Genomic DNA, 15,866 nt, shown 5'->3' with positions numbered 1-15,866 from the left:
AGATGGATCAAGTATTGCTGTATGGAATTCTTGTCTTGATTGTTGGTGTAATTGTCTCAGAACTTTATAAGGCGAACTTTGAACGAAAAATCGAATCACAAGACGAACGAGGGCGACAGATCGCCTTAAAAGTCAAATCGATTTCTTATTCGATGTTGTCAATCGGTGTCTATGTTGGTGTCGCCCTCGTCGCAATTTTTCAAGTTTTCGATCAGTATAATTTCATCTACTTTGTCATGCTTGTCTTTTTCATACAAAGCATCGGATCGTCAATTTATCTTGCTGTGATTCGCAGGACATGACTTATCGACCGGTGATTTGATCCAACCAATTCGCGACCAAGTCCGCGCTGCCATCTTGGAACATAAATATGGATACCCCGACCATCACAAGCCCGACTAAAATCAATCCACCTTGTTTCGCGCTACTTGCAATCCCTCGCACGATGAGGATAATTCCCAACCCAAGCAAAAGAAAGTACCAAAATCCCATGAATATCCCTCCTTTTTCTAATTATTCTCATTTTAGTATGAATCGGTCGAGCAGGCTCTACATACTTAGACTGATTTATCTTTTTAAAAAGACGGGTACATTACCTCTATGCGAATAATTAGGGGAGTGACCATTATACGGAAAACGATTGTCATTGCGGGGGCGAGCGGCTATATCGGCTCGAACGTGATGGAGCAGCTGAAGGAAGAGTATGACATCATCGCGTTATCGCGATCGACGAAAAATAAAGAAGATGAGGCCCATATCACGCGGCAGTGTGATTTGTTTTTATACGTGGTAGACTACGCATTACTCTCTCAATGAGATTATTGCACTCATTCAGGTGCGTACTTGATATTTATACAACGTTTTTTAAATAAAAAAATTGTCAAAATATCTTTTAAGTGGGATGATTATGTAAGGGAGAGTCTATTGGTTTTCCAAAAGATTCCTTTAGGGGAGTACTCTAATCAATGATACATATTGTATCATCATAGCTACATTTTGTAGATTCGTATCTAAACATCGGCTCTCCCTATAATATTAATTAATTTATGAGGAGAAATATGAGAAAAATAACTAGAAGAAAAAGATTTATCAAAAATAAAAGTATTGAAAACTACTTGTTGAATAAAGTAATGACGCCTTCGATAGATAATTGTCAAGCAATGAGCATACAGCATGATCAGAGTATTACTGAGTTAAAGAAGAACATTACTTATTTTCAAAACAATAGAGTTTATGTTACTCGAAAAACTAGAATCCTAGCAGAAGAAAGATTGAATTCTCTGAATTTTCATTCAATCATTACTATTAATTTATATACATTTTCATTAATATGTATTTCTGTTTTAAGTCTTATTTTCAAAACTGAGATCCTATTTGGTGTTTGGAATTTGTTTTTTTCAATCGCTCTTTTTGGAATATCGCTTTTTATAACGCTTTTTGGATTTAGGGAAAAAGCTATTGCTTTTAAGAATTCACATTTGAAAATGTACGAAATTGAGAATAGTTTATCATTAATTCTACTGAATGATAATATTTCTTTTGACGAAGCAACGAGATTATATAAATCTTGTCAAAAAGAATATATTGATGTTTTAGATAAAACCGATAATCATCTCAATAGAGATTATTTAAAATATTTAGTTGTAGTATCGAGAAAAGCAACTCAAAAAGATAAAATTAAATATTATTTCATCTTAATTTTTTCCGCTCTACTATGGACTGTAATTTATTTAATTCCTATTGCTAGCGTTTTTTTCTTTAGCGTAAATTTGTTGAAAGGGATGTGACTTTTATTGGCTTTAGCATTTAAATTATTTAATAAAAAGTTTACAAAAAAGTACATAGAATCTAAATATGATTTTTATATTAGTAATAATACTGCGAGTGGAATAGACAAACTTCAAAAGAAAAAGTTCGATTTAATTAAAAATGATCAAATCCAAGTTATTGTAAATAAAGTTAGAAGTGGAACATACAAGTTTACATTTTATAAGGAAAATTTGATAATTAAAAATAGAGATAGCTTACCTAGGATGATTTCAATACCTACCCTAAGGGATAGGATAGTTATGAAAGTATTGCATGAAATTTTGAGAGATACATTTAAAATAGAACTTAAACTAGTTCAATCGGTAATAAAGAAATTAACTGAAGAAAGTACAAAATATGATAGTTATATAAAAATTGACATTTCTAATTTTTTTGGCACTCTAGATCAAGATTTACTAATGAAAAAAATAAAAAAAAGAGTTCGAAAAAAAGAAATTCTATGTTTAATTGAAGACTCTATTAAGACACCTACAGTAAATTCTTACCATAGAAAAGAAAACGAAATAATAGGTAATTTTAAAGGTGTTCCTCAAGGAATACCTATTTCTAATGTTTTAGCAGAAATTTATTTAAAAGATTTAGATTATTTATACTTACAGCGACAAGATTTAGCCTATTTTAGATATGTAGATGACATTTTGATACTTTGTAATAAGAGTGATGTATTCGATATCGAGTCCGAAATAAAAAAATATATTTTAGAAGAATATAATCTGAATATTAACTTTCAAAAGTCTACTTCTGGAAGTTTATATGATGGTATTAACTACTTGGGTTATACTTTTGAGAAAAGAAACGATAATTTATTTGTGTGTTCAGTAAAAAAAGAATCCTTAATTAAAATTGAAAATTCTTTAGCATCATTACTAGCAAGGTTTAAGAATTTAGAAGGCAAAATGAAGCCTTCTGAACTAATTTTCTATCTTAATTTAAAAATAACTGGAGCCTTTGTTAAGGACGGTAATGATTTATCTAAGGAAACTGAAATAAAAACTAAAAAATATGGATGGTTATTTTTTTATTCTCAGATTAATGATTTGAGAGTGTTATATCACCTTGATTATTTAGTCGACAAATTTATTGATAAGTATGACAAAAATGGTTTGATTGATAAATTATTAGTTAAAAAATTCGTGAAATCATACTATGAAATCACCCAGAAGAGAAATAAAAGTCATTACATCTTTAATCCAAGTAGTTTTTCTATAGAAGATAAAAAGCAATTTCTAATTGATACCTTTGCGATGAAAACTAAAGATTTAAAAACTGAAGCAAGTATCGATTATCACTTCAATATTCGTATTAAGAGAAAAATACTTGAATTAGAAGAAGATATACAGACATTTTCTTAATATTTCTTTAAACATTTCTAGTGAATGTATTTATTTTATATGCTCTGTAAAGTTGAATAAACTTTCTATATATCCTTAGACTGATTTATCTTTTAAAAAAGAAGGGTACATTACCTCTATGCGAATAATTAGGGGAGTGAACATTATGCGGAAAACGATTGTCATTGCGGGGGCGAGCGGCTATATCGGCTCGAACGTGATGGAGCAGCTGAAGGAAGAGTATGACATCATCGCTTTATCGCGATCGACGAAGAATAAAGAAGATGAGGCCCATATCACGTGGCGTGCCTGTGATTTGTTTTCATATGAGGCAACAAAAGAAGCATGTGAGGGCGCGGATTACGCGATGTTCCTCGTGCACTCGATGATTCCGGATGGCGGCTTGACGCAGGCGACGTTCGAGGACATGGATGCGCTCATTGCCGATAACTTCGCCCGGGCGACGAAGGCGAACGACATTGAGCAGATCGTCTATTTGAGTGGGATCATCCCGAAACAAGAGAAGACGTTGTCGCGTCATTTGAAGAGTCGACTCGAAGTCGAACGCATCCTCGGCGGTCAGGGCGTGCCGGTGACGACGATTCGGGCTGGACTCATCATCGGTCCGGAAGGTTCATCGTTCCCGATTTTAGCGAAGCTCGTCAAACGGTTGCCGACGATGATCTTGCCACGCTGGACGAAGACGGAGACACATCCGATCGACATCCGTGAAGCCGTTCAGGCGCTCATCTCGGTCGTCGGTGCCGAGTCGCTTTATGACCGTCATATCGACATCGGGGGTCCCGAGGTGATGACGTATCGGAAGATGATCGAACAGACGGCCGAAGTCATGGATAAGCGTCGCATCTTGATTGACTTCCCGTTCCCGACAATCAAACTGTCGCGCCTGTGGGTCATGGCGGTCACGGGTGAACCGAAGGCGACCGTCTATCCGCTCGTCGAGAGCATGGGGCACGCGATGGTGGCAGAAGATACGGTCGAAGGTATCGGTCAGGGAGAGATTCCGTTCAAACAGGCGGTCGAACATGCGCTTGAGGAAGAAGAGAAGCAGTCCTCGGGCGGTAAGAAGAAAAAGCAACCGAAATCGTATACGGTCCGTTCGATTCAGCGGTTCGGTCTGCCGGAAGAAAAGTCGGCGCTTTGGATGGCGGACACGTACTTCGAGTGGCTCGGTCGTTTTATGTATCCGCTCATTCAGACGACGAAAGAAGACGATGATTGGGAGATCGCGCTGCTCGATCCGTCGTTCGTCGCGCTTCATCTATCGCTTGAACAGGAAGCGACGGACGATATGGCATCCTTTGCGATTGACGGGGGCAAGTTCGTCAAGTTAAGTGAAGAGGATAAGACAGGGCGTCTCGAGTTCCGGAGATTACCGGATTCGGATGAAGGACTCGTCGCCATCCATGAGTTCGTACCGGCCCTCCCGTGGTGGTTCTATACGAAGACACAGGCGAAAGCTCATCTCGTCGTCATGTGGTTATTCGGTCGTCATGTGAAGTTGCTGGCGAAAGACGCGAAAGATGGCGATCAAGTCGTAGAGGCTCCGACGAATTGAATGTGATGAAGTAGTGGAAGACAGTGACCCTGTCTTCTTTTTTTTGCCCAATGGTCTCGATCTTCATCTAATTTTTAATGTTGATGTACCCATAAGACTCAAAAACAAAAATACATTGCATAACAAGGTATTGGCATGGGAAAATTAGGTAAGTTGAATTAGGTGATGAATGGAGGGCACTATGGAAATCGACAAAGAAATGCTGAAAGGTCATATCGATACGATGATTCTGTCGTTACTCAACACTCAGGATATGTATGGCTACGAAATCGCCAAAGTCGTACACACACGTACTGATGAAGCGTTCGAGTTAAAGGAAGGGACACTCTACTTATCCTTAAAACGTCTTGAGAAAAAAGGGAGTGTGGAATCTTATTGGGGAGATGAGCAAGGGCCAGGGGGAAGGCGGAAGTATTATCGGATCACGACAGATGGACAAGCCGTCTTGGCACGAAAGAAAGTGGAATGGCGTCTTGTGAAACAATTGATGAACCTATTTTTGCATGAAGAAGGTGATTCGTTTGAAGCACGTGGATGAATACATTGACGAACTCTATCAAAACGCTGATCCGCGCCTTCAAGAAACCATTGAGTTAAAAGAGGAGACGCGAACTCATTTAGAGCAGTCGATTCACGATTTGATGATCAAAGGTCACTCAGAGTCAGACGCGACTCGCATTGCATTCAATCGGTTTGGAGGGGCTGAGCAAGCGGAATCCATCATTCATATGATGCAAATTCAACAAAATCGTTTTGCGAAGCAACTGCTTCAAATCGGATTTAGCATCGCGATTGTATCGATGTTCCTGTTCATCACGTCGATTGTCATTGGTGGTCGCTATGATTTGGTGTTTGCGGATGCCGTATACCTGAATATTGTTGAATCTTCAACAGATGAAGAAATGAGTCAAGCCATTCTCGAGACGAGTCGATTGATTCATGGTGTGACGATTTCAGACTACAGCAATTCTCAACAGGTCTTCTCAGATGCTAAGCCGTGGTCGGGTGCTGTGGGACTCATCTCGAATGAAATCTCATATTTGGAGAACGGATTGCTGGTTGTCATCGATGTCATTGATCCACGTAAAATCGGCAGCTTCCTTTTATTGATTGGATTGACGATTTATCTGGTCTTATCGATGGTATGGGGTGTGATCAATCTACATATCAACAGACGATTGAACGTGTGGAGTCTCGCGCTTTTATTGTTATTGAACGTGCTCGGTTATTGGATGGCCAATCAATTGGTCTCCACGGAAAAGGAGGACTAACGAATGAAGCAGCTTATTCGACGTGAATTCACTAATTTATGGACACCTCGTTCTCTCATGGTATACATCGGTATCATTTTCATCGTGCCGTTCGTGCAATTTATGACCATTCGGGATCGGTATGAGTTCTTTGACCCGATCGAGGTGTTTGAAGAAAGTGTATCTACCATTCCTGCCATGCTGTTTCCGGTGCTAGCCATCTTAATCTTTTTGCCAAATATCTTGGCTGAATATCGGCACAATTTTTTGACGTATACACGAACACGTATCGATTTATCTGTGTATCTGGTTGCGAAAGGTTTGGTTAATGCGATTTTGAGCGGAATCGTACTATTCTCCATGATTTTCATGACGTTTTTATTTGTCATGTACGTGGAACCTCTATTCCATTTAGTTGAGTACACCGCTGTGACAGACGGAGTAGTGATCCCGACTACGACGTTTTCCTTTTTGCAAGAGATTCATCCGATGCTCTATGGATTCTCTTATGCTGTTTGGATTGGTGTGAACGGGTCGTTGTATGCGACGATGGCGTATCTGTTGATTTTGACACTCGACAACTTATTTGTAGCCATCTCTATCCCATTTTTGGCATACCATATTCTTAATTTTGTGGCAGGGATTTTTCAGGTTCCGAAATTCTCGCCACTTAGCACACTATTTCCGTTTAATATTACGGCACAACCGATTTGGACAATTTTCGTGCCATTCCTTCTTTTTCTCTCCATTGGTGTCGGCATCTATTTATTCCATCTACGGTCACGCCGGGAGTGGAGTTTTTGAGGAGGAGAAGTGATGGTCGTTGATCGATTGATGAATGAATTTACAAAAAGGAGTTGGCTCTTTGTTGGGGTCATCATCTTTCTCTATAGTTTGAGGGTAAAACGACAGATATTAGACACGGTACGTTTGAATCAGGTCGAGGTGAATGTATGGGACGGATTTTATGCCCTTATGACGGATATGTATCTTCTGACGTATTTTGTTTTTCCTGTCATGTTATTTTTATCAGTTGGGATTTTGATTCGGGAATATCGTCATGAGGTAATCATTCGGATGTTGACTCCACAAGCTTGGATTTACCGAACGCTAAAACTATTTTTTGTGGAGGCCGCACCGCTATTTACCGTGTTGTTTATACTCAGTACGTTGATGATGATTGGACTGCCATATGAAGCCGGTTGGAGTGATTACACAAAGATGGTCACCGAAGTCAATGCCACGGGTGTATTGCAAAGTCGCTTTTCGCTTCCTTGGTACCCGTTACCCGTACAACTTTGTCTATGGTTCCTTTTCCTGACGACAGTTCATTTTTCGTTAGCTGGGATTTTTCTTCTTCATGTTAAAAAAGGATGGTTGTACACACAGGCGATCTTCACATTTTTACTTGGGGTCGTTGGATTTAAACTATTTCCCGAGCAATTCTCATTTCTATCGCCGACGACATATTTATCTATTTCAATGACGTCCGTTTCGTATTCAAATTTGATTGTGGCCGCGCTCATCCTGACAGGAATGATCTTGGGTCAAGGGCTGCTGTTCCGTCAACTTTCAATGATTCAACGAATGGATTGGAAGCAATGGAGAGGGAACGGAGCATACCTTTTATATGCTGGATTGGCCACCCTTCATATTTCTTACAACGGAATTTTGAATAGGAGAGAAGGGGCGACGGCTGATGAAGTGATCGTAGCAACCTTCATTGGAGTAGGGGCAGATTATTTTTCCTATTTGTCCTTTATGTCCTATGTGATTCTCTTTTTTGGGGCAACCTATATGAGTCAACTTCGCATACAGCGAGAACTTTTGGAAATTAGTCATTACAAGTTGATTCGTTATAAGAGTCCGCATCGCTGGTTTCGCAATATTCTCCTTCAAGAGACTGTGTTCTTCTCAATCCTTACACTCAGTTTAATTGGACTGACCTTACTGATGGCGTTTCTGTCGAATGTACCATTTGACGTCCATCAAACTTATCAGGGATATACCTTCGCGAGCGTTTTAGGTTTTCTATTTGGGAGTACTGTTTTGCAGTGTCTCGTGTATACGTTGCTTTGCTTCATGCTGTCTTGGATGATTCGAGAAGTATATGTTGTACCGACCGTTATCGGTCTGTTGTCTTTATTTTTATTTCCAGGTCTGTACGTCAACTGGTTACCGATCGGAATGAACGCGTTAATCGTTCTTGAGTCTACTTCGATGTGGACCGTGTTTATACAATTGATTGGGGCACTGATTGTACTGATGCTCGGGATCACGTTGTTGCTAAAAAGAAGTTTACATGTATGAGGAGGATGAATATGACTGCAGTGATCGAATTAAAAAATGTAACGAAATCCTACAAAGGCAATTTGTTATTTGATGCGGTGGATTTGACTGTTCCGCAAGGGCGGATTGTCGGAATTGTTGGACCGAACGGATCTGGCAAATCCGTCTTGTTCAAAATGATGTGTGGATTTGTGTTCCCTGATCATGGAGAAGTGTACGTTGAGGAGAAACAAATTGGAAAAGAGCAGCGCTTCCCGGAAGGTGTCGGTATAATTATCGATCGTCCAGGTTATATTGCCAATAAGACAGGATTTGAAAACTTAAAAGAACTGGCACAAATTCAAAATCAGATTGATGAAGAGGCAATTCGAAAGACAATGTTGATTTTAGGATTAAACCCAGACAATTCACAAAAAGTGAAAAACTATTCGCTTGGAATGAAGCAAAAACTTGCTATCGCACAGGCGATTATGGAAAACCAACACATCTTGATTTTGGATGAAGCGTTCAATGCATTAGATCATGATAGTGTCGAATCGTTACGTGAACTATTACTTGCTTTCCGAGAAGAAGGGAAGACTATTGTAATGACGAGTCACAATCAAGAAGATATCGATTACTTATGTGAGGATGTCTATCGAATCAACCGTGGCAAGCTTGAGAAAATTGTATGAATTGTACCGTGTGGACGTATCTAAGAGGTGCGTCTTTCTGTATGTTTCAATCAAATTGATGATAGATGAGAAGAATTATTCACGTCTTATTCAACAAAAGCAATTTAAACTGATGATTAAAAGTTCTTTTGTACATTCTGTTAACGTTTTTCTCAATCCGTTTACAATCCCTCTTTCCAGGCGTACACTGAACTCGTTTTTGAACTGATTGGAAAGAAGGAATGTATGATGCAAGACTCACTCTCCACGCGTGAGATGTGGCAAAAGGATATCTCAGCCGGAATCACGGTCGGTGTCGTCGCCATCCCGCTCGCCATGGCATTTGCCATCGCCTCAGGGGTCCCGCCGGTGTATGGGCTCTACACGTCCATTTTTGCCGGAATCCTCGTCAGCCTGTTCGGGGGTTCGACGTTTCAAATTGCCGGACCGACGGGAGCGTTCATCCCAATCGTCTCGGGTGTCGTCCTCGCATATGGATATGAAGGGTTACTCGTCACGACCGTTCTCGCCGGAATTTTGCTGCTCCTCATGAGCGTGCTTCGGGTCGGACGGCTCATCCGTTTCATGCCTCGTGCCGTCACGATTGGCTTCACGGCTGGGATCGCGGTCGTCATCTTCGTCGACCAGCTCGATGAATTGTTCGGGGTCACGTTTGAGAAGGCACCACATTTTCACGAGAACTTGCTTCGTCTCGGTCAAGCGTTGCCCGAAGCGAGCCCTTGGCCGATTGTCATTGCTGGGATTGGCTTTTTGACGCTTTGGATCATCCCAAAGCTGCCGTTCCGTTTACCGCTCTTACTCATGGCGATGCTCGTCCCGACGTTTGTCAGTCTCCTCATCCCGGGTGAGGTCGCGACGATCGGAAGTGCCTACGGCGGTATCCCGAGCGGACTGCCGGAATTCAAATGGCTTGCGATCGACATCAACCTGATCACGACGCTCCTCCCGTCCGCATTCGCCATCGCCTTCCTCGGTGCACTCGAGTCACTTCTTTCGGGAACGGTCGCCGACGGGATGGCAGGGACGAAGATGAAGCCGGACAAGGAACTGCTCGGGCAAGGGCTTGCGAACGTGATCACACCGTTCTTTGGTGGGATCCCGTCGACAGGTGCCATCGCCCGGACGGCAACAAACATTCAGGCGGGAGCGGTCAGCCGACGTGCCGGTGTCATCCACGGGATCACGGTCCTCATTGCGGTCTTAGTCCTCGCGCCGTTCGCGAGTTACGTGCCACTCGCTGCACTCGCTCCGATCTTGATGCGGGTCGCCTGGAACATGTCCGAACGCCATCACGTGATGGCGATGTTGCGTCATCGTTCATCCGAGTCGCTCGTCCTTCTTGTCACATTACTATTGACGGTATTTGTCGACTTGGTCGTCGCCGTCGAGGTCGGCGTCATCTGTGCGCTCGCGCTCTTTGCGAAACGAATGGCCGATACGATTGACGTGCGTGAACGGACAGAACGGTACGTCACACGAGACGGCCAAATCGTCTTCAGTGTCGAAGGTCCGCTCTTCTTCGGTGCGGTCGAGTTGTTCGAGCACGTCCTCCATCACATTCATCGGGAACCGAACGTGTTCATCTTCAACTTTCATCGTTGTCCCGTCATCGACGTGACCGCGGTCGAAGAGTTGCGGCGTGTCGTCACCGAGCTGAAAGCAGCCGACCGGCATGTCATCTTCGCGCACCTGTCGCCCTCGGTCCGCGCGACGCTTGCTCACTATGGGCTACTCGACGTGATTGAAACGTTCGAGACGACCCAGGAAGCGATCGAGGCATCTTAACGAACGGACAAGATGTCGCCGAATGGGACGCGGCGCACTTTGCCATCGAACAGCTCGACCTCGCGCTCGGCGTAATAGATGGCATGGACGTAGCCGCGCATGCTTGTCGTCAAGCCGTCTACGAACAAGGTCACCTCGACTTGGTCGCCTTCACGGATGGCCCGTTCGAGCTCGGTTTGCCAAAGATAGAGGAGCTGTTCGTCCAAGTCGGGCAGCTCGATCTTTTGGATTTGGGCATAATAACGTTTCAGTAGGGCGACGTGCTCGGGCATGAGAAATGGGATCCATTTCAACTCACCCCGGTCACGATAGCGGGTCTTGCTCATGAGGAATCGCCTCCTTGTTTATGTCCGCCGATTAGACGTTGGCGCGTCCGGAGCGGACTGTCTTTTAGTAGGCTCGACGCCGGTCGGATCGTGCCACGACCGAACCGGACGTTCAGGCCGTCGATCAAATCGAGGAAGTCGAGCCGTTTCGCTTTCGCCCATTCGTCTTCGAAGAACGATAACTGGACGTGGTCGCTCCGTGGCTCGAGTTTGCCGAGAGCGACCGAGACGTAACGGACGGCCTCCGTCTCTTCCCAGCCGTCTAAAAATAGCTGCAATAAGATGGGGAGAAACTCTTGCTCGTCCGCTGTGAAGCGGGGGAGCTTCTTTTGTTTACTGAAGCCACCCCGGTCGCTCGTCCGCGTATAGCGCACCCCGAGATGGATTGTCCCTCCGACGAGTCCCGCTTGCCTGGTTCGCATGCCGACTTCGACCGCAATCGCTTGTAAGACGAGCCGGATTGCGGAATACGCCGTGTAGTCTTTCATGAGGGTGATGCCGTGTCCGATCGACTTCGGTCGCATCCGTTTCGCACCGAACAAGGAGCTCGCCGGCAGGATGGTCGGCGACTCGTCGATGCCCCAAGCGTGATGCCAAAGTTCTGCACCGATGACACCGAACTTTTCATGAAGGGATTCGAGTGGGTAGCGGGCCAAGTCCCCAATCGTCCAGATGCCGAGTCGCTGCAGGTGGACCGCCATCTTCGTTCCGACGCCCCACATCTTCTCGATCGGCGCCGGATGGATAAGCCGTTCGACGTCTTGGAGAAGGCACGTGGCGACACCTTCCTTTTTTGCATGCAAATCGAGGACGAGCTTGGCGAGGACGTTGTTCGGTCCGATGCCGATGGTGACGGGAATGCCTGTATAGCGAAAGATCGTCGCACGCATGAGGTGGGCGACGTGCTCGTCATTTCCGAACAACCGCTCCGTCCCGCTCATGTCGACGAGCGTCTCATCAATCGAATAGACGCGAATCGCCTCGGGCGGGGCGAACTGATGCAGGATGTGGATGATTTGAATGGAAACGTTCAAATAATGACTCATCCGTGCCTCGGCATACAAAACGTCCCGTCGTTCGTGCCACGGGAGGCGGTCGATGTGGAAGCGGCGTGACCCGGTCTTGATGCCGAGCTGCTTCATCTTCGGGGTCGCGGCGAGGACGAGTGCCCCGCTGTCCTGTAGGTTCGAGAGGACGACGAGCTTCGTCTGATAAGGATTTTTGTTGCGCGCGGCACACTCGCAACTGGCATAGAACGAGACGCTGTCGATACAAAAGATTCGTCTGCGCATCGTCACCACTCCTTTTCACGAACAAATGTTCTGTTTTTTTTCATCGTAACACGGTCTCACATCATCTCAAATAGTGAATTGAAAATATTTTTACAAATACTTTTTGAAAATTAACCAAAATTTATAGGTTTTCACGTGTCTAAAAACCAACTTTTAGGAAGTTTTCGTAAAAAAGTCTCCGAATTGGTTCGATTTTCGTTATAATAGACGAGTATGTAAGTGATGAATTGATAGAAAGATGGAGGCTATTAGTGTGATCCAATTTGTAAAACAGTTAACGAATGATCAAAGCCGGCGTTTGAAAGCGTACGAACGACGGGTCGCGCGTATTAATGAATTAGAGACAACGATGAAAGCCCTCTCGGATGACGAGATGCGTACATATACGGAGACGCTCAAAGCACGTCTCTTGGATGGAAAGAAAGTGGATGACATCGCAGAAGAAGGGTTCGCTCTCGTCCGCGAAGCGTCAGTCCGTGTGCTCGGCATGCGTCACTATGACGTCCAGCTCATCGGTGGGTTCGCCCTCCTCGAAGGAAACATCTCGGAGATGCCGACGGGGGAAGGGAAGACGCTCGTCGCCGCTTTGCCGAGTTATGTCAAGGCGCTCGAAGGAAAAGGCGTCCACGTCATCACGGTGAACGATTATTTGGCGAGACGTGATGCGGAACAAATTGGGAAGATTCACGACTTCCTCGGGTTGACGGTCGGCTTGAACGTCCCGGACATCGAAGCGGATGAGAAGCGTTCCGCATATCAGGCGGACATCACGTATGGGGTCGGGACAGAGTTCGGATTCGACTACTTGCGTGACAACCTTGTCCATAAGCCGGAAGAACGGGTCCAACGTCCGTTCCATTTCGCCATCGTCGATGAAGTCGACAGCATCTTGATCGATGAGGCGAAGACGCCGCTCATCATCGCGCAGAAGGACCGGTCACATATCCGGTTGAAACAGTTGGCGCAACAGATCATTTCTGAGTTCGAGGAGACCGACTACGAGGTCGACCTCGAGTCGAAATCTGCGACGTTCACGGAAGAAGGAATCGTCAAGATTGAAGAGCTGTTCGCCATCGATAACCTGTTCAGCGCCTCACACCAGGTGCTCTATCACTATCTCGTCCAGGCGCTCCGTGCGAACGTCTTGTTCGAACTTGACGTCGACTATATCGTCCGAGAAGACAAGATTGAACTCATCGACTTGTTCACGGGACGCATCATGGAAGGACGAAGCCTGTCGGAAGGGTTGCATCAGGCGCTCGAGGCGAAAGAAGGCGTCACCATCACCGAAGAGAACAAGACGACGGCGGAGATTACGATTCAGCACTATTTCCGCATGTATCCGCTCGTCGGTGGGATGACGGGGACGGCCCAGACGTCGCGCCAAGAGTTCTTGAAGACGTACAACATGGACGTCGTCCAAGTGCCGACGAACCGCGAACGTCAACGTGTCGACCATCCGGACCGCATCTTCATGACGACCGAGCAAAAGTATGCGGCAGTCACTGAGAAAGTAGCGGAACTGCATACGACGGGACGACCGATCTTGATCGGGACGACCTCGATCGCACAATCGGAAGCCATCAGCAAGCATTTGAAGAAGAAGCGGATTGAGCATGACGTGTTGAACGCGAAGACGGTCGCGCAGGAAGCGGATATCATCGCGGACGCCGGTCAATTCGGCAAAGTGACGATTGCAACGAACATGGCCGGACGTGGAACGGACATCACGCTCGACGCAAAAGCGAAGGAAGCGGGCGGTCTCTTCGTCATCGGAACGGAGCGGCATGAGTCAAAACGTGTCGACAACCAGCTCCGCGGTCGTTCGGGGCGTCAAGGCGACCCGGGTGCGACCGAGTTCTTCGTCTCGCTCGAAGATGAGATTGTAAAACGTTATGCGGCGCAGAAACTAGAACGCGTGGAGAAAAAATTGAAGCCGAGCGCGACAGGTGAAGTCTCGTCGAAAGATGCAATCGAGATCATCGAATATGCGCAGACGACGATCGAAGGACTCGGCGTCTCGATTCGAGACTACTTGTTCAAACTCGATGACGTCTTGAACGAGCAACGAAATATCATCTATACGATTCGTAACCAGGCCGTCAACGCCGATGCGGATGCCATCACGAAAAACGTCCTCGGCATGATGCGTCTCGCCCTCGAGAACAGCATCGATATGCATGTGTCGGATGAACTCGTGCCTGAAGAATGGCCGATTGATGAGTTGAAAGATGACTTACGCTACTTGACGATGCAGGAGCCGACATGGGCAAAAGACATCGCCGATACGCGTGAACTGAAGGATGCTTTAAACGACTGGATGGAGGCGATCATCGCTACGACGGCGTCGCGCCTCGAACAGGACGACATCGTCCTCTTCGCCAAAGAATCGCTTCTCCGCGCCGTCGACATGAAGTGGACGGATCATTTGACGACGATGAGCGGATTGAAAGAAGGGATCGGGCTTCGCAGCTACGGTCAGGAAGACCCGAGCCGTCAGTTCGGAAAAGAAGGACTGGAAATCTTCGAACAGACGTATATCAATATCGCACGGGATGTCACGACGGAACTATGCCAGCTCGACCGTTATTTCGCTGAGATGGCAGAGGAGGAAGTATAATGTTAGGATTTCGTAAACGTAAACAGATTGAGACAGGAAATAAAGAGGAAGGGCGCCAATTGACGCTCGTCATCGACGACGCGATGGGGATCCCGAAAGAGGACGAGTACGTCTTCCGTTATCATGCGAAACGACTTCCACCACTTCTCGATAATCAGCTCTCGATTGAGTTGTTGAATGTCGAATCGATTGGGCATGACTTGTCGATCGTGGCGTTGTTCCGCAACACGCTTCCGAGCTCGTTCGAGATCAACGAATTGCCGGTCCTCTTGTTGGACGCGAATAACGTCCCAATCGGCCGGAAGGTCCTCGGACGTTCTGAATTGCCGAGCTTTGAGGCGTGGACGAGCAAACCGGTCTATTTGGACTTCTTCTTGGATGAGATGTTCGGGGAAGTGGAGTCGTACGACTCGCTCCGACTCGTCTTCCAAATGAACCCGATTGACCCGCTTCAGCCCGTGTCACCGGGAGAAGAGACGAAGTTCTCGACACGTGCATGGCAACAGCTCATGCGGACGAACATCTCGACGCCGCCAGTCGGGGAGAACGAGTTCAACTTGATGCTCGTGTCGGTGGAGAAGGAAGAGACGGACGTCACGGCGACGATTCTCCTTCGCAACGGCTACGACCGCCACTTGAACGTTGAGAAACTCCCGCTTGAACTCGTGAGTGGGGAGGACGTGGTCGGCTTCACAATGATTCGTCTCGAAGAGTCGGTCTACGGTAAACATGCGTACCCGGTATCAGTCACATTTGAAGAAATTGACGGAGATGGACCGTTTACTGTTCGTATCAAACAATAATAGGCAAATGGACCTGATTTCTGTAAAGGAAATTAGGTCTATTTCTATACAAAAATTTAATAGGAGGGAAAGACAGCTGGTGTTATA

General features: G+C 45.7%; 16 protein-coding genes. 13 read left to right on the top strand and 3 right to left on the bottom strand.

Annotated features, from left to right (window positions below):
- The first annotated feature begins 2 nt into the window (after window positions 1-2).
- Window positions 3-302 (top strand): hypothetical protein, encoded by a 300-nt coding sequence (locus EAT1B_RS04200; protein WP_012726889.1) that lies wholly within the window; start codon window positions 3-5, stop codon window positions 300-302.
- Between the two features lies 1 nt (window position 303).
- Here the strand turns inward: EAT1B_RS04200 and EAT1B_RS04195 are convergent, their stop codons facing one another.
- On the bottom strand, window positions 304-492 hold the full coding sequence (locus EAT1B_RS04195) for a hypothetical protein (protein ID WP_012726888.1): 189 nt from the start codon (window positions 490-492) through the stop codon (window positions 304-306).
- Window positions 493-618: 126 nt separating this feature from the next.
- Here EAT1B_RS04195 and EAT1B_RS04190 point away from each other — a divergent pair, with 126 nt between their 5' ends.
- The 10 genes from EAT1B_RS04190 (at window position 619) to EAT1B_RS04145 (ending at window position 10,738) form a co-directional block, all read left to right on the top strand.
- Window positions 619-816, top strand: a complete 198-nt coding sequence (locus EAT1B_RS04190; RefSeq protein ID WP_041917920.1) for an NAD-dependent epimerase/dehydratase family protein — start codon at window positions 619-621, stop codon at window positions 814-816.
- A gap of 242 nt (window positions 817-1,058) precedes the next feature.
- Window positions 1,059-1,787, top strand: coding sequence for an SLATT domain-containing protein (locus EAT1B_RS04185; RefSeq protein ID WP_012726887.1), 729 nt, complete (start codon window positions 1,059-1,061; stop codon window positions 1,785-1,787).
- Window positions 1,788-1,793: 6 nt separating this feature from the next.
- Window positions 1,794-3,182: a reverse transcriptase domain-containing protein gene (locus EAT1B_RS04180; RefSeq protein WP_012726886.1), complete on the top strand. Its 1,389-nt coding sequence runs from the start codon at window positions 1,794-1,796 to the stop codon at window positions 3,180-3,182.
- 145 nt (window positions 3,183-3,327) lie between these two features.
- Complete coding sequence (locus EAT1B_RS04175) at window positions 3,328-4,740, top strand: NAD-dependent epimerase/dehydratase family protein (RefSeq protein WP_012726885.1); 1,413 nt, start codon at window positions 3,328-3,330, stop codon at window positions 4,738-4,740.
- Between the two features lie 181 nt (window positions 4,741-4,921).
- Window positions 4,922-5,278, top strand: a complete 357-nt coding sequence (locus tag EAT1B_RS04170; RefSeq protein ID WP_012726884.1) for a PadR family transcriptional regulator — start codon at window positions 4,922-4,924, stop codon at window positions 5,276-5,278.
- Window positions 5,271-6,011 (top strand): permease prefix domain 1-containing protein, encoded by a 741-nt coding sequence (locus EAT1B_RS15590; RefSeq protein WP_148209450.1) that lies wholly within the window; start codon window positions 5,271-5,273, stop codon window positions 6,009-6,011. The genes EAT1B_RS04170 and EAT1B_RS15590 overlap by 8 nt, the downstream gene beginning before the upstream one ends.
- A gap of 3 nt (window positions 6,012-6,014) precedes the next feature.
- Window positions 6,015-6,794, top strand: coding sequence for a hypothetical protein (locus tag EAT1B_RS04160; RefSeq protein ID WP_012726882.1), 780 nt, complete (start codon window positions 6,015-6,017; stop codon window positions 6,792-6,794).
- A gap of 12 nt (window positions 6,795-6,806) precedes the next feature.
- Window positions 6,807-8,300 (top strand): hypothetical protein, encoded by a 1,494-nt coding sequence (locus EAT1B_RS04155; protein ID WP_012726881.1) that lies wholly within the window; start codon window positions 6,807-6,809, stop codon window positions 8,298-8,300.
- An 11-nt stretch (window positions 8,301-8,311) separates the two neighbouring features.
- A complete protein-coding gene (locus EAT1B_RS04150) occupies window positions 8,312-8,953 on the top strand; it encodes an ATP-binding cassette domain-containing protein (RefSeq protein WP_012726880.1) in 642 nt (213 codons plus the stop codon).
- 228 nt (window positions 8,954-9,181) lie between these two features.
- Window positions 9,182-10,738 (top strand): SulP family inorganic anion transporter, encoded by a 1,557-nt coding sequence (locus EAT1B_RS04145; RefSeq protein ID WP_041917919.1) that lies wholly within the window; start codon window positions 9,182-9,184, stop codon window positions 10,736-10,738.
- Here the strand turns inward: EAT1B_RS04145 and EAT1B_RS04140 are convergent.
- Both EAT1B_RS04140 and EAT1B_RS04135 read right to left on the bottom strand, forming a co-directional pair.
- A complete protein-coding gene (locus EAT1B_RS04140) occupies window positions 10,735-11,064 on the bottom strand; it encodes a YolD-like family protein (protein WP_012726878.1) in 330 nt (109 codons plus the stop codon). The two genes, EAT1B_RS04145 and EAT1B_RS04140, sit on opposite strands and share 4 nt — an antisense overlap.
- Window positions 11,061-12,356: a DNA-directed DNA polymerase gene (locus EAT1B_RS04135; protein ID WP_012726877.1), complete on the bottom strand. Its 1,296-nt coding sequence runs from the start codon at window positions 12,354-12,356 to the stop codon at window positions 11,061-11,063. The genes EAT1B_RS04140 and EAT1B_RS04135 overlap by 4 nt, the downstream gene beginning before the upstream one ends.
- A gap of 253 nt (window positions 12,357-12,609) precedes the next feature.
- Between EAT1B_RS04135 and secA2 the strand changes: the two genes are divergently transcribed.
- Window positions 12,610-14,976, top strand: a complete 2,367-nt coding sequence (gene secA2, locus EAT1B_RS04130) for an accessory Sec system translocase SecA2 (RefSeq protein WP_012726876.1) — start codon at window positions 12,610-12,612, stop codon at window positions 14,974-14,976.
- On the top strand, window positions 14,976-15,779 hold the full coding sequence (locus EAT1B_RS04125) for an SLAP domain-containing protein (protein ID WP_012726875.1): 804 nt from the start codon (window positions 14,976-14,978) through the stop codon (window positions 15,777-15,779). The genes secA2 and EAT1B_RS04125 overlap by 1 nt, the downstream gene beginning before the upstream one ends.
- Window positions 15,780-15,866: the final 87 nt, after the last annotated feature.

It is taken from the genome of Exiguobacterium sp. AT1b, from assembly GCF_000023045.1.
GTDB lineage: Bacteria > Bacillota > Bacilli > Exiguobacteriales > Exiguobacteriaceae > Exiguobacterium.
This window is presented reverse-complemented; position numbering and strand designations above follow the sequence as displayed.